The 23,764-nt window shown below is 73.8% G+C and carries 19 protein-coding genes and 1 riboswitch; of the genes, 7 read left to right on the top strand and 12 right to left on the bottom strand.

The genetic code is table 11. From position 1 onward, the window contains the following. Nucleotides 1-68 precede the first annotated feature (68 nt). The 5 genes from AB0O19_RS08020 (at nt 69) to AB0O19_RS08000 (ending at nt 4,914) form a co-directional block, all read left to right on the top strand. A complete protein-coding gene (locus tag AB0O19_RS08020; protein ID WP_363618601.1) occupies nt 69-1,004 on the top strand; it encodes an alkaline phosphatase family protein in 936 nt (311 codons plus the stop codon). A gap of 5 nt (nt 1,005-1,009) precedes the next feature. Further along, nucleotides 1,010-2,338, top strand: a complete 1,329-nt coding sequence (locus tag AB0O19_RS08015) for an MFS transporter (protein ID WP_363618599.1) — start codon at nt 1,010-1,012, stop codon at nt 2,336-2,338. Then, the gene (locus AB0O19_RS08010) at nt 2,335-3,369 is read left to right on the top strand and encodes a TolB-like translocation protein (protein ID WP_363618597.1); all 1,035 of its coding nucleotides are present in this window, start codon (nt 2,335-2,337) and stop codon (nt 3,367-3,369) included. The genes AB0O19_RS08015 and AB0O19_RS08010 overlap by 4 nt, the downstream gene beginning before the upstream one ends. 66 nt (nt 3,370-3,435) lie before the next feature. After that, nucleotides 3,436-4,236 (top strand): hypothetical protein, encoded by an 801-nt coding sequence (locus tag AB0O19_RS08005; RefSeq protein ID WP_363618595.1) that lies wholly within the window; start codon nt 3,436-3,438, stop codon nt 4,234-4,236. A 204-nt stretch (nt 4,237-4,440) separates the two neighbouring features. Beyond that, nucleotides 4,441-4,914 carry a hypothetical protein gene (locus tag AB0O19_RS08000; protein ID WP_363618593.1) on the top strand — a complete coding sequence of 158 codons (474 nt, stop codon included), beginning with the start codon at nt 4,441-4,443 and terminating at the stop codon, nt 4,912-4,914. A gap of 22 nt (nt 4,915-4,936) precedes the next feature. On the opposite strand, the gene AB0O19_RS07995 is transcribed toward AB0O19_RS08000, so the two are convergent. The 5 genes from AB0O19_RS07995 to AB0O19_RS07975 are packed head-to-tail and all read right to left on the bottom strand — an operon-like array spanning nt 4,937 to nt 11,613. Then, nucleotides 4,937-6,346, bottom strand: coding sequence for a cobyrinate a,c-diamide synthase (locus AB0O19_RS07995; protein ID WP_363618591.1), 1,410 nt, complete (start codon nt 6,344-6,346; stop codon nt 4,937-4,939). Nucleotides 6,347-6,350: 4 nt separating this feature from the next. Further along, nucleotides 6,351-6,956, bottom strand: coding sequence for a cob(I)yrinic acid a,c-diamide adenosyltransferase (gene cobO, locus AB0O19_RS07990; RefSeq protein WP_363580571.1), 606 nt, complete (start codon nt 6,954-6,956; stop codon nt 6,351-6,353). A 6-nt stretch (nt 6,957-6,962) separates the two neighbouring features. Further along, the gene (locus AB0O19_RS07985; protein WP_363618589.1) at nt 6,963-9,113 is read right to left on the bottom strand and encodes a putative cobaltochelatase; all 2,151 of its coding nucleotides are present in this window, start codon (nt 9,111-9,113) and stop codon (nt 6,963-6,965) included. After that, entirely contained in the window at nt 9,110-10,648 is a 1,539-nt protein-coding gene (locus AB0O19_RS07980) for a cobyric acid synthase (protein WP_363618587.1), read from the bottom strand. Before AB0O19_RS07980 ends, AB0O19_RS07985 begins: the two co-directional genes overlap by 4 nt. Continuing rightward, the gene (locus tag AB0O19_RS07975) at nt 10,645-11,613 is read right to left on the bottom strand and encodes a cobalamin biosynthesis protein (protein WP_363618585.1); all 969 of its coding nucleotides are present in this window, start codon (nt 11,611-11,613) and stop codon (nt 10,645-10,647) included. The genes AB0O19_RS07980 and AB0O19_RS07975 overlap by 4 nt, the downstream gene beginning before the upstream one ends. Before the next feature lie 107 nt (nt 11,614-11,720). Continuing rightward, nucleotides 11,721-11,853: riboswitch (cobalamin riboswitch) on the bottom strand. A gap of 263 nt (nt 11,854-12,116) precedes the next feature. On the opposite strand from AB0O19_RS07975, the gene AB0O19_RS07970 reads away from it, so the two are divergent. Both AB0O19_RS07970 and AB0O19_RS07965 read left to right on the top strand, forming a co-directional pair. Continuing rightward, nucleotides 12,117-13,238: an alpha/beta hydrolase gene (locus tag AB0O19_RS07970; protein ID WP_363618583.1), complete on the top strand. Its 1,122-nt coding sequence runs from the start codon at nt 12,117-12,119 to the stop codon at nt 13,236-13,238. A gap of 346 nt (nt 13,239-13,584) precedes the next feature. Beyond that, nucleotides 13,585-15,018 carry a hypothetical protein gene (locus AB0O19_RS07965; RefSeq protein ID WP_363580581.1) on the top strand — a complete coding sequence of 478 codons (1,434 nt, stop codon included), beginning with the start codon at nt 13,585-13,587 and terminating at the stop codon, nt 15,016-15,018. A gap of 102 nt (nt 15,019-15,120) precedes the next feature. Here the strand turns inward: AB0O19_RS07965 and AB0O19_RS07960 are convergent, their stop codons facing one another. From AB0O19_RS07960 to ccrA, 7 genes are all read right to left on the bottom strand, one after another. Continuing rightward, complete coding sequence (locus AB0O19_RS07960) at nt 15,121-15,945, bottom strand: CDP-alcohol phosphatidyltransferase family protein (protein WP_051710986.1); 825 nt, start codon at nt 15,943-15,945, stop codon at nt 15,121-15,123. A 40-nt stretch (nt 15,946-15,985) separates the two neighbouring features. Then, on the bottom strand, nt 15,986-16,678 hold the full coding sequence (locus AB0O19_RS07955) for a phosphatidylserine decarboxylase (RefSeq protein ID WP_363580583.1): 693 nt from the start codon (nt 16,676-16,678) through the stop codon (nt 15,986-15,988). A gap of 533 nt (nt 16,679-17,211) precedes the next feature. Further along, nucleotides 17,212-18,414 carry an acyl-CoA dehydrogenase family protein gene (locus AB0O19_RS07950; protein WP_363580585.1) on the bottom strand — a complete coding sequence of 401 codons (1,203 nt, stop codon included), beginning with the start codon at nt 18,412-18,414 and terminating at the stop codon, nt 17,212-17,214. Nucleotides 18,415-18,563: 149 nt separating this feature from the next. Further along, on the bottom strand, nt 18,564-19,067 hold the full coding sequence (locus AB0O19_RS07945) for a MaoC family dehydratase (RefSeq protein ID WP_363618581.1): 504 nt from the start codon (nt 19,065-19,067) through the stop codon (nt 18,564-18,566). 10 nt (nt 19,068-19,077) lie between these two features. Then, complete coding sequence (locus AB0O19_RS07940) at nt 19,078-20,061, bottom strand: CoA ester lyase (protein WP_363618579.1); 984 nt, start codon at nt 20,059-20,061, stop codon at nt 19,078-19,080. A 27-nt stretch (nt 20,062-20,088) separates the two neighbouring features. Further along, nucleotides 20,089-22,116 carry a protein meaA gene (locus tag AB0O19_RS07935; RefSeq protein ID WP_363618577.1) on the bottom strand — a complete coding sequence of 676 codons (2,028 nt, stop codon included), beginning with the start codon at nt 22,114-22,116 and terminating at the stop codon, nt 20,089-20,091. A gap of 10 nt (nt 22,117-22,126) precedes the next feature. Further along, a complete protein-coding gene (gene ccrA / locus AB0O19_RS07930) occupies nt 22,127-23,464 on the bottom strand; it encodes a crotonyl-CoA carboxylase/reductase (protein WP_363618575.1) in 1,338 nt (445 codons plus the stop codon). Nucleotides 23,465-23,764 lie beyond the last annotated feature (300 nt).

Below are 23,764 nucleotides of genomic sequence, written 5' to 3'. Positions count from 1 at the left end.
ACACGACACGGCGCGATCCTACTGTTCTCGGCGCTCCAACCAGGCAGCCCCGACGCACGGAGGACCCGATGGCCTTCGCACGACTCCGCACCCCCGGAACCACGTCCCCCCGCCGCCCCTCCCGCCGCCCGCTCCGCCGGCCCCTCACCGCCCTCGCCGCCGGGCTCGGCCTCGTCGGCGGCTCGCTCGGCCTGTGGGCCGCCGGCGGCAGCGCGGCCGCCGACACCGCCGCCGGGCTGCCCTCGCCCGACCACGTGATCGTCGTGATGATGGAGAACCACGCCTACTCGCAGGTCATCGGCAGCAGCTCCAGCGCGCCGTACATCAACAACACGCTGGTCGCCGGCGGTGCCGTGCTCACCCAGTCCTTCGCGCTCACCCACCCCAGCCAGCCCAACTACTACATGCTGTTCTCCGGCAGCGCGCAGGGCGTCACCGACGACAGCTGCGTCGACGTCGGCGCCCTCCAGCAGCCCAACCTGGGCTCCGAACTGCTCGCCGCCGGCCGGACCTGGGCCAGCTACAACGAGGGCCTGCCCGCCCAGGGCGCCACCGACTGCCGCGTCGACAACTACGCGCAGAAGCACAACCCGTGGTTCGGCTTCGGCAACGTGCCCGCCTCCAGCGCCTACGGCATGGACGCCTTCCCGACCGACTACACCACCCTGCCCAAGGTCTCCTTCGTCATCCCGGACCTGTGCAACGACATGCACGACTGTTCCGTCGGCACCGGTGACACCTGGCTGCAGACCAATCTCGCCGCCTACGCGGACTGGGCCAAGAGCCACAACAGCCTGCTCGTGGTCACCTTCGACGAGGACAACCGCCTCGCCGGCAACCGCATCCCGACCGTCGTCTACGGCGCCCACGTCACCCCCGGCAGCAGCACCGGCACCACCTACAACCACTACAACGTGCTGCGCACCCTGGAGGACCTCGCCGGGCTGACCACCCACGCGGGCAACGCCGCCAACGCCACCGACATCACCGGCATCTGGAACTGACGCCCGTGTACGTCGCGGACTCCCGCAGCTCCAAGGCCCCCGCCGCCCCGGCCTCCGCAACGGAGCCGCCGGGGCGGCGGGGCGCCGCCCTGCGCGCCGTACCCGGGACGGTGCTCGCCCTCGGCGCCGTCAGCCTGGTCACCGACATCTCCTCCGAGATGGTCACCGCCGTCCTGCCGCTCTACCTGCTCACCGGCCTCGGCCTCTCCCCGCTCGGGTTCGGGCTGCTGGACGGCATCCAGAACGGGTTCAGCGCGCTCGTGCGCCTCGCCGGGGGCCACCTCGCCGACCGCCGCGGCCGTGACGGCGCCGCCCGCCACAAGGCCGTCGCGGCCGTCGGCTACGGCCTGTCCGCGCTCTGCAAACCGCTGCTGCTGCTCGTCCACACCGTGCCGCTGATCGGCGCCGTGATCGCCGTCGACCGCACCGGCAAGGGCCTGCGCACCGCGCCCCGGGACGCGATGATCTCGCTCTCCACCGAACCCGCCCACCGCGGACGGGCGTTCGGCGTGCACCGGGCGATGGACACCGCCGGGGCCCTGCTCGGCCCGCTCACCGCCTTCCTCGTGCTGCGCCTGGCGGGCGGGCCGATGCTCGCCGACGGGGGAGAACGGCACGGCTACAACGCGGTGTTCACGGTCAGTGCGTGCGTCGCCGCCCTCGGCGTGCTGGTCCTGCTGCTGTTCGTGCCGAACCGGCCGTCGACTGACGAACCGTCAACTACTGCTCCCGCGCTGCGCGACAGCCTCACCCTGCTGCGGCTGCCCGGGCTGCGACGGCTCACGCTCTGCGCCGTCCTGCTCGGACTCACCACCGTCAGCGACTCCTTCCTCTACCTCCTCGTCCAGCGCCGGCTCGGCCTCTCCGTCGACCTGTTCCCGCTGCTGCCGCTGGGCACCGCCGCCGCCTTCCTGCTGCTCGCCGTCCCGCTCGGCGCCCTCGCCGACCGGATCGGCCGCCGCCGGCTCTTCCTCGGCGGGCACGTGCTGCTGCTGCTCGCGTACGGGCTGCTGCTCTCGCCGGCCGGCGGCCCGGCGGTGGCCGTCTGCGTCCTCGTGCTGCACGGCGCCTTCTACGCGGCCACCGACGGCGTGCTCGCCGCCGCCGCCGCCGACGCCGTCCCGGCCGGGCAGCGCGGCGCCGGGCTGGCCCTGGTCGGTACCGGGCAGGCGCTCGCCCGGTTCGCCTGCTCGCTGCTGTTCGGCGCGCTGTGGAGCGCGGTCGGCGGCACCGGCGCGCTGGGCTGGTCGGCGGGGGCGCTCGCGCTGTGCGTGCTCGGCGCGGCCGCCGTCCTGCGTGAAACCGCCACCACCACCGTCGAGGAGAGCCCGTGAACCGACTCCAGAACCGGACCAGGGTGATCATCCTCCTGGTCGCCGTCCTGCTGCTCGGCGCCGTCGGCACCGGGGCCGTCCTCCACGCCGCCGACCGCACCGCCCGGCGCGACCAGGCCCAGCCCGGCGGCCCCGCCGTCACCGAGGGCGCCGTCACCCTGCAGAAGCCCTCCGAGGGGCGGAAGCTGGTCTTCCGCAACATGGCCTGGGGCCCGCACCGCGACGAACTCACCGCCGTCCCCGCCGACCGCCCGGACGGTCCGCGCACCGCCTCCGGCGTCCAGTGCCTGCGCTTCTACGCCGCCGCCGGCACCGGCATCTGCCTCCAGGCCCAGCACGGCGCCCTGGAGGACACCTACCGCGCCGTCGTCCTCGACGACCACCTGCGCGAACGGCGCTCCTACCCGGCGGCCGGCATCCCCACCCGCTCCCGGGTCTCCCCGTCCGGGCACCTCGCCGCCTGGACGGTCTTCGTCAGCGGCGACTCCTACGCGGGCACCGACTTCTCCACCCGCACCTCCATCGTCGACGTCCGCGACTGGAACCTCCGGGACAACCTGGAGACCTTCGACGTGATCAAGGACGGCCACCCCTACCAGGCCCACGACATCAACATCTGGGGCGTGACCTTCGCCGACGACAACACCTTCTACGCGACCCTCGCCACCGGCGGCCACACCCACCTCGTCCGCGGCGACCTCGCCGCCCACACCCTCACCACCCTGCACGAGAACGTCGAGTGCCCCTCGCTCTCCCCGGACGGCACCCGCATCGCGTACAAGAAGCGCGTCCCGGGCCTGTCCCCCGACGCCCCCTGGCGCCTGTACGTCCTCGACCTCGCCACCATGACCGAGACGGCCACCGCCGAACAGCGCAACATCGACGACCAGGCCGTCTGGTCGGACCGCGGTACCCTCCTCTACGCTCTGCCCGGCGACTACGGCGCCGACCTGTGGACCGTCCCCGCCGACGGCGGCGGCGCCCCCCGGCGGGTCACCCAGGCCGCGGTCGCCCCCGCCTACCTGGGCTGAGGAACTCTCGGCTACGGTCCCTCGTCGAGCACAATGACGTCCTGATCGAACGGGGGAACGACAATCGTGGACGGCATCCCGCCCGAGCGCGCGGTCACCGACTCCTGGCCGGCCCTGCACGGCCGACCCGTCCTGCGGCGCACCGTCGCCGTCGGACTGGTCCTCTGCGTGTCCGTCGCGGCCGCCCTCGTGGTGCGCGGCGTCAACTCGCTCACCGCCGGCCGCGTCGGCCGCGAGACCGACCGCGACCGCGCCGAACTCCTCGCCGGCCTCCACCCCTCCCAGCACCCCGGCGTCGGCCGCTCCTACGTCCCCGTCGGCGCCGTCTACACCCGCACCCCCGACGGCGCCCCCATCGCCTACCTGCACTACCGCGTCGCGGGCAAGGACGTCGGCCTCGGCGACTTCCTCCGCGCCTACGACCTCCCGGCCCCCGGCCCCACCGCACCCCTCCCGGCCGACCTCACCGCCGCCCTCGGCGGCGACGGCCCGGCCGAGGCCCCCGAACTCCTCCCGGACCCTGAGCCCACCCCCACCCCGTCACCCACCCCCGACGCCACCACCGCGGACCCGGCGCCCCCGGCACCCGCGGCACCCCCTGGCCTCCAGGCCGCCGACCCCGACGCCGAACCGGACGCCGACGCCGACCCCACCCCGGACCTCGACGACGAAACCCCCGAGCCCACCCCCTCCGTCACCCTCCCCCCGACCCCGACCCCGACCCCCACGCCCACCCCGACCCCGACCCCCTCCCTCACCCCCACCCCGCCCCCCGGCCACCCCCAGACCACCCGCCGCATCTACGTCGCCACCATCCCCGGCGCCGCCCCCGGCGCCGCCGACATCTACATCCGCGCCACCGGCTGAGCGCGCGCCCGGCGTCTGCGCCTGAACCGCCGCGCGGTCCGGCGCTTCGGCGTACGTTGGGGGGCCGGGGCGGCCCCGCGGTGACGGTCGGTACGGACGTGCGCGGGCGGCAGCGGCAGACGGCCGTAGTGGTCGGGCAGTTCGCGTGTCCGTGGCCTCCCCGGTGGCGTTAACCCGGCGGGAACCGCACCGGAGGAGGAGCCCATGAAGGACAAGACCCCCAGGGACATCGCCGTCGACGACCAGCTGCGGGCGGCAGGGGCGGAGGGCGCCCAGTGGCTCAGTGCCGCCGGGTGGGGGCCGCCGGTGACGGTCCCGGTGCAGAAGGCCGCCAGGTGGCAGCAGGAGACCAGGGCCCGGATGCTGGCGGCGCAGGCGGACGAGTCCTGCACGTGGTGCGTCCACCTGCTCAACGGCGGCCCCCAGCCCGTGGTCGTCCACGCCGAGCACCCGACCCACCTGGTCTGCCGCGCCTGCTCCATCGCCGCCCGCCCCCGCCGCGCCTGCCTGGACTGCGGCGGGCCGGCCGCCTCCGCCTCCCCGGCGGACGGCCGCGAGGACGTCTTCATGGGCCCGGTGGCGATCTACACCCGCCTCCGCTGCGCCACCTGCCACCGCGCCGACCGCCCCGACCGCCCCGACCCCCTGACCGGCACCTTCGGCAACGGCCCGTCCTGAGACGGGCAGGGCCCGAGGGGGGTCACGGTGACGCGGGGTTCCCGGGGGTCGCCTGGTAGGTGGCTGCGGCGGAGGTGAAGGAGGTGGCCAGGGACGGGGCTCCGGCCCAGTGCAGGTGCAGGTAGGAGGCGTGGACGTGGCTGCCCGCGAAGCCCTCGGTGCGGGAGCCGGCGGGCAGGCGCCAGCCCCAGGCGGGGTGTTCGCCCGCGCCCGGTTCGCAGACCGTCCGGTGGAACTCGTGGCCGCGCACCCGGGTGCCGGTCCGGGCGAGCGGGGAGTCGTGCAGGGCGACGGCCTCCCGGTAGCCGAGGGTGAGCCGTTCGGTCATCCGGGCGCCGGTGTCCAGCACGCCGCACATCGGCAGGCCGTCCAACTCGCGCCCCAGGTAGAGGAGTCCGGCGCATTCGGCGGCGATCGGGCCGCCGCCGGCGGCGAACGCCGCGATGGCCCCGCGCAGCGCCGTGTTGCCGCTCAGCTCCCGGACGTACAGTTCGGGGAAGCCGCCGCCGATCACCAGGCCGGCCGTGCCGTCGGGCAGCGCCGAGGCGTGCAGCGGGTCGAAGGGGACGACCTCGGCGCCCGCGGCGGTGAGGAGTTCGGCGTTCTCGGCGTACGAGAAGGAGAACGCGGCGCCGCCCGCCACCGCGATCCGCGGTGTGCCGGCCACCGGGTCGACCTCGGCCGACGGGTTCCACGGTTCGGCGGTCAACTCCGGGGCCGTCCGGGCGAGTTCGAGCAGGGCGTCCAAGTCGACCGAGGCGGCGACGAGTTCACCCATGTCGGCGACGGCGCGCAGGGCCTCCGCCGAGCGCTCCACGGCCGGGATCAGCCCGAGGTGGCGGGACGGCGTGGCGACCGCCGTGGAGCGGCGCAGCGCGCCCAGCACAGGCACGCCCGAGCCCTCCTCCAGGGCCTCGCGCAGGAGGTGCTCGTGCCGGTCGGAGGCGACCCGGTTGAGGATCACCCCGGCGAGGCGCACCTCCGGGTCCCAGGAGGCGAAGCCGTGCACCAGCGCGGCCACCGACCGGGACTGCGAGGAGCCGTCCACCACCAGGACCACGGGCGCCCGCAGCAGCTTGGCGACGTGCGCGGTGGAGGCCAGCTCCCCCCGCCCGGAGGCCCCGTCGAACAGGCCCATGACCCCCTCGACCACCGCGACGTCCGCCCCCGCCGCGCCGTGCAGGAAGAGCGGGGCGATCCGCTCCGGGCCGCACAGGAAGGCGTCCAGGTTGCGGCCCGGGCGCCCGGCGGCGAGCGCGTGGTAGCCCGGGTCGATGTAGTCGGGGCCGACCTTGTGCGGGGACACCGCCAGCCCGCGCGCGGTGAGCGCCGCGATCAGGCCGGTGGCGACGGTGGTCTTGCCGGCGCCCGAGGAGGGCGCGGCGATGACGAGGCGGGGGATGGCGGCCAACGGCCTGCCGGCAGTGCTCAACGGTCTACCACTCGATACCGCGCTGGCCCTTGCGGCCGGCGTCCATGGGGTGCTTGACCTTGGTCATCTCGGTGACCAGGTCGGCGAATTCGGTCAGCGGCTCGGGCGCGTACCGGCCGGTGACGACGACGTGCTGGCTGCCCGGGCGGTCCTTGAGCACCGACACGACCTCCTCCGGGTCGACCCAGCCCCAGTGCATCGGGTAGGTGAACTCGTCCAGCACGTAGAAGCGGTAGGTCTCGGCCGCCAGGTCGCGCTTGACCTGTTCCCAGCCCTCCTTGGCGGCGGCCTCGCTGTCCATCTCCATCTCGCTGGAGCGCTGGATCCACGACCAGCCGGAGCCCATCTTGTGCCAGTCGACCGTCCCGCCCTCGCCGGAGGCGCCTAGCACGCGCAGCGCGTTCTCCTCGCCGACCTTCCACTTGGCGGACTTCACGAACTGGAACACCCCGACGGGCCAGCCCTGGTTCCAGGCCCGCAGCGCCATGCCGAACGCGGCCGTGGACTTGCCCTTGCCGGGGCCGGTGTGCACGGCGGTGATCGGCTGCGTGCGGCGCTGACGGGTCGTCAGGCCGTCGTCGGGGACGCTCTCGGGGACACCCTTGGGCATGTCGGCTCAGGCCGCCTTTCGCATGGTGGTGGCACGGTTCTCGCGACGGTTCTCGCGACGGTTCTCGCGCCGGCTGTCCTGCCGGTTCTCGCGGACGAGCGAGGCGACGCCCTCGGGGCGCAGCTCGTCCAGGCTGACGGCGGTGCCGCCGAGCAGCCCGGCCAGGGTGCGGGCGAGGCCGAGCCGGACGGGGCCGGACTCGCAGTCCAGCACCACGCTGGCGGTGCCCTGCGCGGCGAACAGCGCGGCCGCGCGCTGCGACCGGGCGAGCGCGTCCCGCCCGCCGGTGGCCCGGCCGTCGGTCACCACGACCAGCAGCGGGCGGCGGCTCGGGTCGCGCAGCCGCTCCACCCGCAGCACCTCGTGCGCGCGCAGCAGGCCGGCGGCCAGCGGGGTGCGACCGCCGGTGGGCAGCGACTCCAGCCGGGCCGCGCCGACCTCCACGGACGACGTCGGCGGCAGCGCCAGTTCGGCGTCCGCGCCCCGGAAGGTGATCATGCCGATCTTGTCGCGCCGCTGGTAGGCGTCCATCAGCAGGGACAGCACGGCGCCCTTGACGGCGGTCATCCGCTGCCGGGCGGCCATCGAGCCGGAGGCGTCGACGACGAACAGCACCAGGTTGGACTCCCGCCCCTGGCGGACCTGTTCGCGGAAGTCGTCCTTGCGCAGCACCAGCGCCCGGCCGGTCCGCCCGCGTGCCGCCTGGTGCGGTGCGGCGGCCTGCAAGGTGGCGGTCAGGTGCAGCCGGCTGAGCGCACCCTGGGGGCGCCGGGCGCGCACGGTGTGCCCGCCGGTGGTCTCGGCGGGGGAGCGGCGGCCCTGGGCGCCGCGGCCGGTGCCCTGCACGGTGAACAGCTTGGTCCGGTACGGGTCGCCGGCCGCGACCGGCGCCGACTCCCGTGCGGGGGCGGGGTGTTGGGCCGGTACGGGCTGCTGGAGCGGCTCGTCAGGCTCGGCGGCCGATGCCTCCGGACCAGAGGCGGGCTCGGGGGCCCCGCCGCCGTCCGGGCCGCCGCCGGGGCCGCCGTCCGGGCCCGGACCGTCGTCCTCGGGGCCGTCGCCCTCGCCGTCGCCCTCAGCCTCTCCCGAGCCCCCGGGCTCCTCGGGCTCCGATGGCTCCGACGACTCCGAGGTCTCCTGCGGCTGCGCGTGCTCCTCCAGCGTCCGGTCGAGCTGTTCCTCGTCCAGCCCCGGCGCGTCGAAGGGGTTGCGGCGGCGCCGGTGCGGCAGCGCCAGCTGGGCGGCCTTGCGGACGTCCTCCTCCAGCACCTCGGTCCGCCCGTCCCAGGCGGCGAGCGCGACGGCGGTGCGGGCCATCACGATGTCGGCGCGCAGCCCGTCCACCTCGAACGCGGCGCACACGGCGGTGATCTGACGCAGTGCCACATCCGTCAGCTCCACCTTGGGCAGCAACTCCCGCGCGGCGGTAATGCGTTCGGCGAGCGCCTGCTCGTCCGCGGCGAACCGCGCGGCGAAGCCGGCCGGGTCGGCGTCGTAGCCGAGCCGGCGGCGGACCACCTCGGCGCGCTCGGCCGGGTCCCGGGTGGCGGCGATCTCGACGGTCAGGCCGAACCGGTCGAGCAGCTGCGGCCGGAGCTCGCCCTCCTCCGGGTTCATCGTGCCGACCAGCAGGAAGCGGGCGGCGTGCCGCACCGACACGCCCTCGCGCTCGACGTACGAGCGGCCCATCGCGGCGGCGTCCAGCAGCAGGTCCACGACGTGGTCCTGGAGCAGGTTCACCTCGTCGATGTAGAGCACGCCGCGGTGCGCCTTGGCGAGCAGCCCCGGCTCGTACGCCTTGACGCCCTCGGCGAGCGCCCGTTCCAGGTCGAGCGAGCCGACGATCCGGTCCTCGGCCACGCCGACCGGCAACTCGACCAGCTGGGCGGGGCGTTCGGACGCCGAAGGGCGGTCGTGCGGCCCGTCCGGGCACTGCGGGTCCGGAGCGGCCGGGTCGCAGGCGAACCGGCAGCCGTCGACGGCCGCGAGGGTCGGCAGCAGGCCGGCCAGCGCGCGCACCATGGTCGACTTCGCGGTGCCCTTCTCGCCGCGCACCAGCACGCCGCCCACGGCCGGCGAGACCGCGTTGAGCAGTAGTCCGAGCCGCAGGTCGGGCATGCCGACGATCGCGGTGAACGGATAGCGGACGTCACTCATGCATACTCCCCAGGTGCCCCGGGCGCCAGGAACGGCAGCGATCCGGCCGCCGGCACCCCGCCCTCGATCAGCTTCCACAGCGCGTCGGTGTCCGCGTGCTCCTCGATCAGGTCGCCCAGCCGGTCCAGCCGGGCCTCGCGCGCCTCGGCGAACGAGGTGTCCGGCGCCGGCACGAACGCCCGGCCCGCCAGCGCGGCGACCTCGCGCAGGAGTTCACGGCGGAAGCCGTCGTTCTCCAGCGCGCCGTGCCAGGTGGTGCCCCACACCGGGCCGACCCGGCAGCCGTCCAGGCCGTGCCCGTCGTCATCGGAGAAGAACGGCTCGCCCCCCTCCACGGCCACCACCCCGTGGTGGATCTCGTACCCCTCGACCCGCTGCCCGTACGCCGTGCCGACCGGCCGCGCCAGCACCTTCTCGGCGCCGAACCGCACGTGCGTCGGCAGCAGGCCCAGGCCCTCGACCGAGCCGGCCCCGGACTCCACCTCGTCCTCGATCCCGCGCGCCAGCATCTGGTAGCCGCCGCACACCCCGAGGACCGGCAGCCCGGCCGCCGCCCGCGCCTTCAGCGCCGGCTCCAGGCCGCGTTCGCGCAGCCAGGCCAGGTCGGCCACGGTGGCCCGGGTGCCGGGTAGCACCACCAGGTCGGCGTCGGCCAGTTCCTCCGGCCGGGTCACCCAGCGCACCAGCACGCCGGGCTCCTGCGCCAGCGCGTCCAGGTCGGTGAAGTTCGACAGCCGGGGGAAGCGCACCACGGCCACCCGCAGCACGTCCGCCCCGAGCGGGCCGCGGCCGTCCACCCGGTCCACCACCGTGGACAGGTCCAGCGAGTCCTCGGCGTCCAGCCACAGGCCCGGCAGCATCGGCAGGGTGCCCAGCACCGGACGGCCGGTCAGCCCGTGCAGCATGTCCAGGCCGGGCGCCAGCAGCCGCGCGTCGCCGCGGAACTTGTTGACGAACCAGCCCGCCACGTGCCGCTGGTCCTCCGCCGACAGCAGTGCCAGCGTCCCGTACATCGCCGCGAAGACGCCGCCGCGGTCGATGTCCCCGACCACCACCACCGGCAGCCCGGCGGCCGTCGCCAGGCCCATGTTGGCGATGTCCCGGTCCCGCAGGTTGATCTCGGCGGGCGAACCGGCGCCCTCGCAGACCACCACCTCGTAGCGGCGGCGCAGATCCGCCAGGCACTCCAGCGACCGTTCCAGCAGGACGGGCTTGCGTTCGCGGTAGTCCAGCGCGCCCACCTCGGCGACCGGCCGGCCCAGCAGCACCACCTGGCTGCGGCCGTCCGCCCCCGGCTTCAGCAGCACCGGGTTCATCGCCGCCTCCGGCTCCACCCTGGCCGCCTGCGCCTGCATCGCCTGCGCCCGGCCGATCTCGGCGCCGTCGGCGGTGACGAAGGAGTTCAGCGACATGTTCTGCGCCTTGAACGGCGCGACCCGCACCCCCTGCCGGGCCAGCCAGCGGCAGATGCCCGCGGTCACCACGCTCTTGCCCGCGTCCGAGGTCGTCCCGGCGACCAGCAGTGCGTTGCTCATGCCCTTCCCCTCCACCGTGTCGTCAGCAAGCGCAGCGCGACGTGCCCCGCGACCGTCGTACCCAGGGCCAGCGCGCCCACCCGCCGGGAGAGCACGCAGGCCCGCTCGATGTCGTCCACCGTCACCGGCCGCAACTCCGCGCCCAGCACCGGCCGGTGTTCCACCCGCTCCCCGTACTGGAGGGTCCCGCCCAGCCGGACGCCCACCGCGCCGGCGAAGGCCGCCTCCGCCTGGCCCGCGTTCGGGCTCGGGTGCGCCGAACCGTCCCGCCGCCAGACCCGCCAGGCCGTTTTCGGCTGCGGCGCGGCGGCCACCGTGAGCAGAGCCGTCAGCCGGGCGCCCGGCCAGCCCGCCACGTCGTCCAGCCGCGCCGAGGCCCAGCCGAACCGGGCGTACCGCGGCGAGCGGTGGCCGACCATCGCGTCCAGCGTGTTCACCGCGCGGAACGCCAGCAGTCCCGGGGTGCCCGCCAGCGTGCCCCAGACCAGCGCGTTCACCACGGCGTCCGCCGTGTTCTCGGCCACCGACTCGACCACCGCGCGGGCGATCTGAGGCCCGTCCAGCGCGCTCGGGTCCCGCCCGCACAGGTGCGGCAGCCGCTCCCGCGCGGCCGCCAGGTCGCCCGTGGCCAGCGACCGGCCGATGGTGCGCGCCTCCCGGGTCAGCGAGGTGCCGCCCAGCACCGTCCAGGTCGCGGCGGCCGCCAGCGCGGCCCGGCCCAGCGGACGCCGGCCCACCGTACGCTCCAGGGCCACCGCGCCGGCCGCGACCGCGCCCACGCACAGCGCCGTGTATCCGGCGCCGGCCACCCGGTCGTCCTGCCACACCCGCCGCTCCAGCCGGGTCGCCGCACCGCCGAAGACGGCCACCGGGTGGCCGCGCCGGGGGTCGGCGAAGCGGGCGTCCGCGGCGAAGCCCGCGGCGGCGCCGAGCGCGAACGCGGCGGCGCGGGTCAGCGGGCGCACGGCGGGTTCGGCGGAAGGCCGCGTGGGGTCCGGCGGGGCGGGGCAGCCTGCATCGCGTGCGTGTCCTCACTCAGGGTCCGCGCCCTGGATCGACGTACCGGGGGCGAGAGTCTCCTGGCTTCCGGGTCGGACGCACCCCCGGGCCTTCCAGCGGCTTCTGACGGTCCGCCGTGGCAATGTTCCGAGCGTGCTCCCCGGTGACAGTGGCGGGACCGCGCCGGACTCGCACCGGCTTCCTCTGCATGCCTCCGTTTGGCCCCAGGATCCCATCACGCGGCCGAACCGGGAGTCAACCGAGGTCACGGAGGGGTTGGTCACACCTCGGAGCCCCGTCGCCACCTCCGATCCGCCCGCCCCGCCCTGCCTGACGCCCGCCCAGCCCGAGGCCCCGCCGTGCCCCGGACGGCCCAGCCCGGTGGCCGCCCGCGCGGCCCCCCGGTGAACTGGTGCCCGGACACCGCCCGGACACCGTCCGGTCCAAGACCAGCAGAGCGGGGAGCGATATGCGTTGGGGAACCGCGGCCGTCGTGGCGGCCGCCGTCGTCGGCGCCGGGGCCGCCGGGGCCGCCGTCCTGGTGATCGGCCGCCGGGCCTCCGAACGGCTGGTCCACCCGGCGAGCGCCGCCCGGGAGTCCGGCCCCGTCCTGGTGCGGAGCCTCGCCGCGGGCCGGATCACCTTCAACCGCCGCCCCGAGAGCCTGCGCCCCGGCCGCTGGGCCGTGGAATGGGACGACCACGGCCACGCCGTCGTCGAGGACGTCCTGCACAGCGACGAGAACGGCGTCACCCGCCGCCTCGTCCGCGCGGACCGGGGCACCCTCACCCCCGGCACCGAGGTCCGCTTCACCCCCCGCGTCCACCTCGGCGACCCCACCGAGGCGCTCGGCCTCCCCTTCACCGACACCGCCGCCGACGGCGAACTCGGCGCCCTCCCCGCCTGGCGCCTCGACGGCAAACGCGGCACCTGGGTGATCCTCGTCCACGGCCCCGGCGCCGACCGGCAGCAGACCCTCCCGGTCCTCCCCGTCCTCGACCGCCTCGCCCTGCCCGCCCTCGCCGTCACCTACCGCGGTGACCAGGGCGCCCCGGCCTCGCCGGACGGGCTCGGCCACTTCGGCGAGACCGAGTGGCGCGACGTCGAGTCGGCGGTACGGCTCGCCCTCGACAGCGGCGCCGGCCGGGTCATCCTGTACGGCTGGTCCCTCGGAGCCACCATGGCCCTCCAGACGGCCTCCCGCTCCGCCTGGGCCCATGCCATCAGCGGCCTCGTCCTGGACTCGCCGGTCCTCGACCTGCCCGCCACCGCCCGCCGCGGCGCCGCCCGGGCCGGCTACACCGGCGCCGCCGCCGAGCTCGGCGCCCTCGCCGCCGAGGGCCGCACCGGCGTCGACCTCGCCGACTTCAGCCGCATCGCCGAGGGCGCCGACCTGCGCGTCCCCACCCTCGTCCTGCACAGCCCCGACGACCAGGTCGCCCCCTTCCGCGCCGCCGAGCGCCTCGCCGCCGCCCGCCCCGGTGTGGTCAGCCTCCGCCCTTTCCCGGGCGCCGACCACGCCACCCTCTGGAACTCCGCCCCCACCCACTACACCGAACTCCTCCGCCGCTGGCTCACCCCCCTTCTCTGAACCCAGCCCCCCCCGCGCGAGAAGTCACACCCGCGGGGCCTCCGTACGGAACCCGGACCTCACCTGTCGGCCACGGAGTGTGACCGGCCGGGCGGGTAGCGCGACCGCCGCCGCAAGGGTCGAGCCGTGATGGCATGACCCCGCCACCTGTTTCCGGCCAGGCGGTTTGCGTCTGTTGCCCGATTGTTGCCCGATCTTGGGGAGGTGCCGTCGACGGCCGCCCGTCCGTACAGCCAACCGGATGTGACAGAAGGCCGGTACAAGGGGAAGACTGCTCGACGTGACGTCTCGGAATCCGCGCGACCGTGATGCCCCGCTCCCTCCGACGATCGGTACTGGTGCGACGGTGACCCGTCTCCCCGGTACGGCCCACCGGCCCGCCGCCGGCAAGCCGGGCGGGGCCGGGGTACCCCGCCGACGAGGGCCCGCTGCGGCGCCCGGTCGGGGGAGGGTTCCCGTACCGGAGGGCTTCCCCGCGCCGGCCGAGCTGGCGCCGCTGGCCCGCCGGATGCTGGTGGACGCCGTCCGGATCGCCCGCTGGGCGGGGGACCTGGAAGAGGTCGACAAGCGGGGCGAGCTGCTGCCCGATGACGCCCGTGCGGCGGGTCGGGCGCTGGCCATGACGGTCGGCGCCGCCGCCAAGGCGTGGGGGCAGGCGCTGCTGGTCGGCCTGGTGGAGGCCAGGGACGGCGGTGCGGTCCCGGGTTGGCGCCTGCACGCCTGGGAGCACGACGACGAGGCGGTCGTCCGCGGCTGGTCGGCGCTGTTCGACGCCTGGACGCTGCTCGCCCCGGTGCCGCCCGCCGCCCTGCGGGGCGTGTTCGCGGTGCTGGCCGGCCAGGCGGTGGACCAGGCGCCGCAGCTGCTGTCGTTCCTGCACCTGGTGGCCGGTCCGGTGTCGGACGGCGAACTGCTGGAGCTGCTGCGCCGGGGGCTGGACGAGCGCCGGGTGGGTGGCACGGACGGTTCGGGCCTGTCGCCCGTGCCACACGCCGCCTCGGCGGTCTCGGCGGTCCGCGGCACGTGCCGGGAGCCGCAGATCGACACCCCGCCGTCGCCGGCGGACGTGGCCGCGGTCCTGGACTGGATGCTGGACGGCCTGGCGGCCGTCGGGGCCGTGGTCCGCAGGGACGAGGCCGCCGAGCTGTCGCCGCTGGGCCACTGGGCGGTGCGGGCGAAGCTGGAGGAGATCTGCACGGTCGCGCAGACCGCGGCCGGGCACATCGAGCAGAGCGCCTTCGAGCTGCTGAACGCCTGCGCGGACTACTCGCCGGGCCCGGCGCGGGCCGAGTTCCGCGCCTGGGTGGCGGCCCGTCCGGCCGATCGGGCGGTGGCGGAGCTGCTGGACGCGGCGCAGGGGGACGACGCGCTGGTGCGCGGGCTGGCCTTCGAGGCGCTGCGGGTGGCCGGCGGCCCGGCCGAGCAGGCGGTGCGGGCCTCGGTGGACGAGCCGGTGCTGCGCCCGTACGCGCTGTTGTGGCTGGCGGAACGCTCGGACGAGGGCGTTTCGCCGGCGGACGTGCTGGGGGCGGAGGACGCGGCCTGGCTGTGGGTGGACACGGCTGCGGCGGTGCTGGACCACGGCGAGACGGAGCTGCTGGTGGGCCACGTCGAGGGCGCCGCGGCGGGCGACCCGGTGCGGTTGTTCGCCCGGGCCCGGCAGTCGGGGCACCCGCGGGCGGCCTCGGTGCTGACGGCGGTCTCGGGCGTGCACCCGGATCCGGGCGTGGCGCGGGCGGCCCGCCGCTCGGCGTTCAGCGTGCACACCGGCGGCGCGTAGCAGCGCCCGTCGAAGAACGAGCGCGACGAGGAGAAGAGCGGGCACGACGAAGAGGGGCCCGGATCCGACTGGATCCGGGCCCCTCTCGCGTACGGGAACGACTCAGCCGAGGCGGGACTCCGCCCGCCTGGCGCGGACGTCGCCGACCTTCTGTCCGACCTTGCGCCGGATGACCAGCAGCGGGGCCATCGCGGCGAGCGTGATCTGGGCGAAGGCGCCGACGTGCATCAGGGCGTCGCCGCCGGGCAGGCCGGTCGCCCAGGCCGCGAGGCAGCCGATCGAGACGACGATCCAGCACAGCGTGGCGGTGGCCAGCAGCCCCTGGGGCTTGGGGTACTCGATCCGGCTGACCATGAGGTACGCGGCGCCGAAGATGGCGAGCAGACCGGGCAGGAACGGCGGGTCGAGCAGCACGATGGCGATGACCGTCATCGCGCCCATCGGGCAGGGCATGCCCTGGAACACCCCGGGCCGCATCTTGACGGCGGAGAAGCGGGCGAGCCGCAGGACGACCGCGAGCAGGACGGTGATCGCGATGAGCGCCGAGAGCTTGCTGTTGGAGCCCTGCGAGACCATGCCCCAGACGGCGACGAAGTAGGCCGGCGCGATGCCGAAGCTGATCAGGTCGGCCAGGTTGTCCAGTTCCGCTCCGAGGGCGGAGGAGCGGAGCTTGCGCGCCACCAGCCCGTCGAAGAGGTCGCACATGGAGCCGATGAGCAGCAGCGTGACCGCGGTGGCGGCGCTGTGCCGGTCGGGTGCGGCGTCCGGGTTGGTGATGTGCGGGACCAGGACCCCGGTGGTGATCGAGTAGATCGCCAGGAAGCCGCAGACGGCGTTCCCCAGGGTCAGGAAGTCGGCGGTGGACAGGTGCTGGGGAGAGCGCGGGGCGCGCAGCTCGCGGTCGCGGGCCCAGCGGCGACGGCGCAGGGCCGTCTCCTCGTCGTCCAGGCCGACGATTGTCTCAGGATCAGTCACGGTCAAGGCGCGTCACCCCGGCTGTGGTCTTCTGGCCGACCTCGACGCCGACCTCGACGCCGGCCGGCAGGTAGGTGTCGACCCGGGAGCCGAACCGGATCAGACCGATCCGGTCGCCCTGCTCGACCTTGGTACCGGCGGCGACGTACGGCACGATGCGACGGGCCACGGCCCCCGCGATCTGCACCATCTCGATGTCGCCGAGCTCGGTGTCGAAGTGCCAGACGACCCGCTCGTTCTGGTCGCTGTCCTTGTTGAACGCGGGGACGAAGCCGCCCGCGACGTGCTCGACCGACGTCACCGTGCCGGGCAGGGGCGCACGGTTGACGTGGACGTTGAGCGGGCTCATGAAGATCGCGACCCGGGTGCGGCCGTCCGGCCAGGCGTCGATGCTTTGCACCACGCCGTCGGCGGGGGAGATCACTCTGCCCGCGCCGATCTCACGCTCGGGGTCGCGGAAGAACCACAGCATGCCCGCGCCGAGCGCACAGGCGGGTACCGCTGCCAGGGCCCACTTGCCGCTGCGCCGGGTGAGGGCGGTGGTCACGGCGGCCGTGGCGAGGGTGGGGACGAACCAGGGGGTGGCTCCGCGCGCGATGGTCACGCGGGGTCGCCGACCGGCCGTCGTGGCTGCGAGGGCATCGCGGTCCGTGACGGAGGTGTGAGGGGACGGGCTGATGGGCATCGAAGACCTTTGTCGCGGGGGATCATGGCCGCTGGACGGGGGCCACCGCGGGATCGGGTAATAGAGGGACGGCTTGCTGTCCCGGTGGATGCTATCGGGAGCACACGGTGGGTGGGCAACCCGCCTGCTCGTTCACGTGTCCGGTGGAAGCGCGTGTGCGCGTCCCACCTCTACGACCGTAGCTCGCCCCGGTCCGGTTCCCAAGGGACCGGACGGGGCTGGTGACACTTGTCTCAACAGGCCTGTCGGCGGAACCCGGTGGGCGGAACGGGCCGTTCGCGGTCCGCCGGGGTGCGGGACACGGCCCGTCGAGGGTGTGCGGAAGCGGCCGCGGGGCGTGTCGCCGCAGCTGTACGCCCTGCGGCCGCTTCCGGAGGGCCGTGCCGGACCCAGGCGGACCAGGCCGGGGCCGTGATGGCACGGCGGGTGGCCGGGACGGGCCCGCACGCCCGTCGACCGGCGGTTCGGAAGGGGTCGTCCAGCCGGCCCGGAGCGCCCCGGGGGCCGCTCGTCGAGCCGGGGTGACCCGGTGCTCACTCCGCGATCCGGTACTCCTCCAGGAGCCGGCGTCCGACGATCATCTTCTGGATCTCCGCAGTTCCTTCACCGATGAGCAGCATCGGGGCCTCGCGGTAGAGCCGCTCGATCTCGTACTCCTTGGAGAAGCCGTAGCCGCCGTGGATGCGGAACGCGTCCTCGACGACCTCCTTGCAGTACTCGGAGGCGAGGTACTTGGCCATGCCGGCCTCGAGGTCGTTGCGCTCGCCGCCGTCCTTCTTGCGGGCGGCCATGACCATCATCTGGTGGGCGGCCTCGACCTTGGTGGCCATCTCGGCGAGCTTGAACTGGATGGCCTGGTGCTCGGCGATCTTCTTGCCGAAGGTGGAGCGCTGCTGGGCGTAGGAGATGCCGAGTTCGAAGGCGCGGCGGGCGACGCCGCAGCCTCGGGCGGCGACGTTGACGCGGCCGACCTCGACGCCGTCCATCATCTGGTAGAAGCCGCGCCCGGGGACGCCGCCGAGGACGCGGTCGGCCGGGATCCGGACGTCCTGGAGGACCAGTTCGGTGGTGTCGACGCCCTTGTAGCCCATCTTCTCGATCTTCCCGGGCACGGTGAGGCCGGGGACGGTCGGGTTCGGGCCGAATCCGGGGGTCTTCTCGATCAGGAAGGTGGTCATGTTCTTGTACGGGGTGCTGCCGCCCTCGTCGGTCTTGCACAGGACCGCGACGAGGGTGGAGGTGCCGCCGTTGGTGAGCCACATCTTCTGGCCGTTGAGGACGTAGGACTCCCCGTCCTTGACGCCCTTGGTGGAGATGGCCGAAACGTCGGAGCCGAGGCCGGGCTCGGACATCGAGAACGCGCCGCGGATTTCCCCGGCGGCCATCCTCGGCAGGAAGTGGTCCTTCTGCTCCTGGGTGCCGTGGGCGTTGATCATGTGCGCCACGATGAAGTGGGTGTTGACGATGCCGGACACGCTCATCCAGCCGCGGGCGATCTCCTCGACCACCAGGGCGTAGGTGAGCAGCGACTCGCCGAGGCCGCCGTACTCCTCGGGGATGGTGAGGCCGAAGAGGCCGAGCTGCTTCATCCCCTCGACGATGGCGGTCGGGTACTCGTCCTGGTGTTCCAGCTCGGTCGCGACCGGAATGATCTCCTTGTCGACGAAATCCCGCACGGTGGCGAGGATGTCCCGCTGGATCTCGGTGAGGCCGTCGGTCTGTGCCAGGCGTCCCATCGTGCGGCTCCGAAAGGTTTAAGGGGGCGGGGGGGGGGGGATTGCCGGGGCCCTGCCGGCGTGGCTGCGGCGGCAGGGCCCCCGTTCCGGGTGGGGGCCGGCCGATGACGGCGGCCGGCCCCTCCGGGGTCTCAGGGGATTCGGGGCCCCTAGGAGAGGGGAGTCGGGCGGCCGGGCTGCTCGCCGCCGCGCTCCTTGACGTACGTCTCGGTCGGCACCATCACCTTGCGGCGGAAGATGCAGACGACCGTGCCGTCCTGCTTGTACCCCTTGGTCTCGACGTACACGATGCCGCGGTCGTCCCTGGACTTGGACGGCCACTTGTCGAGGACGGTGGTCTCGCCGTAGAGGGTGTCGCCGTGGAAGGTCGGCGCGACGTGCCGCAGCGACTCGATCTCCAGGTTGGCGATGGCCTTGCCGGAGACGTCCGGGACGGACATGCCCAGCAGCAGCGAGTAGACGTAGTTGCCCACCACCACGTTCCTGCCGAAGTCCGTCGTCCGCTCGGCGTAGTTGGTGTCCAGGTGGAGCGGGTGGTGGTTCATGGTGAGCAGGCAGAAGAGGTGGTCGTCGTACTCGGTGACGGTCTTGCCGGGCCAGTGCTTGTAGACCGCGCCGACCTCGAACTCCTCGTAGGTGCGTCCGAACTGCATCGTGTCGGCCTCAGCTTTCCGGGATCTCGAACTTGGCGGTGCGCTCCAGGCCGGCGGCCCGGCCCTTACCGGCGATGACCAGGGCCATCTTGCGGCTGGCCTCGTCGATCATCTCGTCGCCGAGCATCGCGGAGCCCTTGGCGCCGCCCGCCTCGGAGGTGCACCAGTCGTAGGCGTCGAGGATCAGCTCGGCGTGGTCGTAGTCCTCCTGGGAGGGCGAGAAGATCTCGTTCGCGGCGCCGACCTGGTCGGGGTGGAGCACCCACTTGCCGTCGAAGCCGAGGGCTGCGGCGCGCCGGGCGACCTCGCGGTAGCCCTCCTGGTTGCGGATCTGCAGGTACGGGCCGTCGATCGCCTGGAGGTCGTTGGCGCGGGCGGCCATCAGGATGCGCATCAGGATGTAGTGGTAGGCGTCGGCCGGGTAGCCGGCCGGCTGCTCGCCGACCACCAGGGACTTCATGTTGATGGAGGCCATGAAGTCGGCGGGGCCGAAGATGATGGTCTCCAGCCGGGGCGAGGCCTCGGCGATGGCGTCGACGTTGACCAGGCCCTTGGCGTTCTCGATCTGCGCCTCGATGCCGATCCGGCCGACCTCGAAGCCCATGGTCTTCTCGATCTGGGTGAGCAGCAGGTCGAGCGCCTTGACCTGTTCGGCGTCCTGGACCTTGGGCAGCATGATGCAGTCGAGGTTGGGGCCGGCGCCCTCGACGACGGTGATCACGTCGCGGTAGGTCCAGTGGGTGGTCCAGTCGTTGACCCGGACGACGCGGGTCTTGCCGCCCCAGTCGCCGTTGTTGAGCGCGTCGACGATGTGGTGGCGGGCGCTCTCCTTGACGAGGGGGGCGCAGGCGTCCTCCAGGTCGAGGAAGACCTGGTCGGCGGGGAGGCCCTGGGCCTTCTCCAGGAAGCGCGGATTGCTGCCGGGCACGGCGAGGCAGGAGCGGCGCGGGCGCAGACGGTTGAAGGTGGCGGCGGGCGACGGGTGGGCAGACATGAGGGTGGGTCGGTTCCTTCCCAGTGGTCAGCTGGTGGGCGCGGGTGCGGGCGTCCAGGGCTGGAGCTTGTTGGCGAGCCGGATCTCGTCCACGATCCGGCCGATGATGGTGGTGATGCCGAAGTCCTTCGGGGTGAACACGGCGGCGACGCCGGCGGCCTTGAGGGCCTCGCCGTCCGCTGCCGGGATGATGCCACCCACGATCACCGGGACATCCTGCACCCCGGCCCGGCGCAGCCGGCGCAGGACGTCGGGCACCAGCTCGCAGTGGGCGCCGGAGAGGATCGACAGGCCCACGCAGTGCACGTCCTCCGCGACGGCGGCGGAGACGATCTGCTCGGGGGTCAGCCGGATGCCCTGGTAGACCACCTCGAACCCGGCGTCGCGGGCCCGGACGGCGATCTGCTCGGCGCCGTTGGAGTGCCCGTCCAGGCCGGGCTTGCCGACCAGCAGGCGCAGCTTGCCGGAGCCCAGCTCCTCGGCGGTGGCGGCGACGGCGGCGCGCACCGCGGCCAGTTCCCCGCCGGGTTCGGCGGCCACCGCGACCGGGGCGCCGCCGACGCCGGTGGGCGCGCGGTACTCGCCGAAGACCTCGCGCAGGGCGAAGGCCCACTCGCCGGTGGTGACGCCGGCCCGGGCGCAGGCGAGCGTGGCCGGCACCAGGTTGGCGTCGGTGGCCGCGGTGGCCTTGAGCTCGGCCAGCGCGGTCTGGACGGCGGCCTCGTCGCGCTGTCCGCGCCAGGCCTCCAGGGCGGCGAGCACGGACTGCTCGGAGGCCGGGTCGACGACCATGATGGCGGTGTCGAGGTCGGCCGTGAGCGGGCTCTCCTCGGTGGTGTCGAAGCAGTTGACGCCGACGATCCTGTCCTCGCCGGACTCGATCCGGGCCCGCCGGGCGGCGTGCGAGGAGACCAGGTTGGACTTCAGGTAGCCGGACTCCACGGCCGGAATCACCCCGCCCATGGCCAGCACCTTGGCGATCTCCGCCTCGGCGCCGGCCAGCAGGTCGGCGGTCTTGGCCTCGACCACCTCGGAGCCGTTGAAGAGGTCGCCGTACTCCAGCAGGTCCGACTCGTAGGCCAGCACCTGCTGGATCCGCAGCGACCACTGCTGGTCCCAGGGCCGGGGCAGGCCCAGCGCCTCGTTCCAGGCGGGCAGTTGGACGGCGCGGGCGCGGGCGTCCTTGGAGAGGGTGACGGCCAGCATCTCCAGGACGATCCGCTGGACGTTGTTCTCCGGCTGGGCCTCGGTCAGGCCGAGCGAGTTGACCTGGACGCCGTAGCGGAAGCGGCGCTGCTTCGGGTCCTGGACGCCGTAGCGCTCCAGCGTGACCTTCTCCCACAGCTGGGCGAAGGCGCGCATCTTGCACATCTCCTCGACGAAGCGCACGCCGGCGTTGACGAAGAAGGAGATCCGGGCGACCACCTCGCCCATCCGCTCGGCCGGCACCTGGCCGGAGTCGCGGACGGCGTCGAGCACCGAGATGGCGGTGCACATCGCGTAGGCGATCTCCTGGACGGGCGTGGCCCCGGCCTCCTGCAGGTGGTAGCTGCAGATGTTGATCGGGTTCCACTTGGGGATGCGGCCGACGGTGTAGGCGATCATGTCGGTGATCAGGCGCACCGAGGGGCCGGGCGGGAAGACGTGCGTCCCGCGCGAGAGGTACTCCTTGACGATGTCGTTCTGGGTGGTGCCGGTGAGCTTGGCGATGTCGGCGCCCTGCTCCTCGGCGACCACCTGGTAGAGCGCCAGCAGCCACATCGCGGTGGCGTTGATCGTCATGGAGGTGTTGGTCTGTTCGAGCGGGATGCCGTCGAACAGGGTGCGCATGTCGCCGACGTGGCCGACCGGGACGCCGACCCGGCCCACCTCGCCGCGGGCGAGGAGGTGGTCGGAGTCGTAGCCGGTCTGGGTCGGCAGGTCGAAGGCGACGGAGAGGCCCGTCTGGCCCTTCGCCAGGTTCCGCCGGTAGAGCGCGTTGGAGTCGCTCGCGGTGGAGTGCCCGGCGTAGGTGCGCATCAGCCAGGGGCGGTCGCGCTTGTGCTGATCGGTCATCGGGTCGGCCTCAGACGTTCCGGAAGCGGTTGATCGCCGGCAGGTGCTGCTCGCGCAGCGCGTGGTCGCGCACGCCCAGGCCCTCCTCCGGCGCCAGGCAGAGCACGCCGACCTTGCCCTGGTGCTTGTTGTGGTGCACGTCGAGGGCGGCCTGACCGGTCTCCTCCAGGGAGTAGACCTTGGACAGGGTCGGGTGGATCCGGCCCTTGGCGACCAGGCGGTTGGCCTCGAAGGCCTCGCGGTAGTTGGCGAAGTGCGAGCCGACGATGCGCTTGAGCGACATCCACAGGTAGCGGTTGTCGTACTGGTGCATGAAGCCGGAGGTGGAGGCGCAGGTGACGATGGTGCCGCCCTTGCGGGTGACGTACACCGAGGCGCCGAAGGTCTCCCGGCCCGGGTGCTCGAAGACGATGTCGACGTCCTCGCCGCCGGTGAACTCGCGGATCTTCGCGCCCAGGCGCTTCCACTCGCGCGGGTCCTGGGTGTGCTCGTCCTTCCAGAACCGGTAGCCCTCGGCGGAGCGGTCGATGATCGCCTCGGCGCCCATGGCGCGGCAGATGGCGGCCTTCTGGTCGTTGGAGACCACGCAGATCGGGGTGGCGCCGCCGGCCAGCGCGTACTGGGTGGCGTACGAGCCGAGGCCGCCGCTGGCTCCCCAGATCAGCACGTTGTCGCCCTGCTTCATGCCGGCGCCGTTGCGCGAGACCAGCTGGCGGTACGCGGTGGAGTTGACCAGACCGGGGGAGGCGGCCTCCTCCCAGGTGAGGTGCTTGGGCTTGGGCAGCAGCTGGTTGGTCTTCACCAGGGCGATCTGGGCCAGCCCGCCGAAGTTGGTCTCGAAGCCCCAGATGCGCTGCTCCGGGTCCATCATCGTGTCGTTGTGGCCGTCCGGGGACTCCAGCTCGACGGAGAGGCAGTGCGCGACGACCTCGTCGCCGGGCTTCCAGGCGTTGACGCCGGCGCCGGTGCGCAGCACCACGCCCGCGAGGTCGGAGCCGAGGACGTGGTACGGCAGGTCGTGGCGCTTGGTGAGCGGCGACAGCCGGCCGTAGCGCTCCAGGAAGGAGAAGGTGGAGACCGGCTCGAAGATCGAGCTCCAGACGGTGTTGTAGTTCACCGCGCTGGCCATGACGGCGACCAGCGCCTCGCCGGGGCCCAGCTCGGGCAGGGCGACCTCGTCGAGGTGAAGGGACTTGCGGGGGTCCTTGTCGCGGCTGTCGAGGCCCGCGAACAGCTGCTCCTCGTCCTTGTGGAGCGTCACCGCTCGGTAGGACTCGGGAAGCTTGACGGCGGCGAAGTCCTCCGACGTGGCGTCGTTGCTGAGGATCGCGTCGAGGATTTCCTGCATGGCTGCCTCCGAAGGCGTACCTGTGTGAGGGCACAGGGCGTCTGGGGTAGCCGGGAGCGGACACCGGCTTCGCTGAGGTGGGTGGTGGGTGGTCGGGCTGGGCGCCCGGGGTGGACCGGGCCGAACGCGCACTGCTCCCGGGGTGTGGGAACGCCGGACGACGGCGCGCCGAGGTGGGGAGCCGCGGCGCCGCGACTGGTGAGTAACAAGGTAGTGGCACCCTGTGCCACTCGTAAAGACACCGGGTGTCACGAATTCCGGCGCGCTGGAGCGGCCCCTGAACGCGCTGCGGCGGATGTC

Source organism: Kitasatospora sp. NPDC091276 (assembly GCF_040684355.1).
In the GTDB taxonomy this organism is placed as follows: Bacteria; Actinomycetota; Actinomycetes; order Streptomycetales; family Streptomycetaceae; genus Kitasatospora.
Note: the sequence above shows the minus strand (reverse complement) of the source record. Positions and strands in the feature narration are given on the sequence as shown.

What these genes read in the sequence shown, in the direction of transcription:
- AB0O19_RS07980 (WP_363618587.1), bottom strand. Translation starts at nt 10,648, where the DNA reads ATGAGCAACGCACTGCTGGTCGCCGGGACGACCTCGGACGCGGGCAAG.
- AB0O19_RS08000 (WP_363618593.1), top strand. Translation starts at nt 4,441, where the DNA reads ATGAAGGACAAGACCCCCAGGGACATCGCCGTCGACGACCAGCTGCGG.
- AB0O19_RS07985 (WP_363618589.1), bottom strand. Translation starts at nt 9,113, where the DNA reads ATGAGTGACGTCCGCTATCCGTTCACCGCGATCGTCGGCATGCCCGAC.
- AB0O19_RS07935 (WP_363618577.1), bottom strand. Translation starts at nt 22,116, where the DNA reads ATGACCGATCAGCACAAGCGCGACCGCCCCTGGCTGATGCGCACCTAC.
- AB0O19_RS07940 (WP_363618579.1), bottom strand. Translation starts at nt 20,061, where the DNA reads ATGTCTGCCCACCCGTCGCCCGCCGCCACCTTCAACCGTCTGCGCCCG.
- AB0O19_RS07950 (WP_363580585.1), bottom strand. Translation starts at nt 18,414, where the DNA reads ATGGGACGCCTGGCACAGACCGACGGCCTCACCGAGATCCAGCGGGAC.
- AB0O19_RS07970 (WP_363618583.1), top strand. Translation starts at nt 12,117, where the DNA reads ATGCGTTGGGGAACCGCGGCCGTCGTGGCGGCCGCCGTCGTCGGCGCC.
- AB0O19_RS08020 (WP_363618601.1), top strand. Translation starts at nt 69, where the DNA reads ATGGCCTTCGCACGACTCCGCACCCCCGGAACCACGTCCCCCCGCCGC.
- ccrA (WP_363618575.1), bottom strand. Translation starts at nt 23,464, where the DNA reads ATGCAGGAAATCCTCGACGCGATCCTCAGCAACGACGCCACGTCGGAG.
- cobO (WP_363580571.1), bottom strand. Translation starts at nt 6,956, where the DNA reads ATGCCCAAGGGTGTCCCCGAGAGCGTCCCCGACGACGGCCTGACGACC.
- AB0O19_RS07955 (WP_363580583.1), bottom strand. Translation starts at nt 16,678, where the DNA reads ATGCCCATCAGCCCGTCCCCTCACACCTCCGTCACGGACCGCGATGCC.
- AB0O19_RS07945 (WP_363618581.1), bottom strand. Translation starts at nt 19,067, where the DNA reads ATGCAGTTCGGACGCACCTACGAGGAGTTCGAGGTCGGCGCGGTCTAC.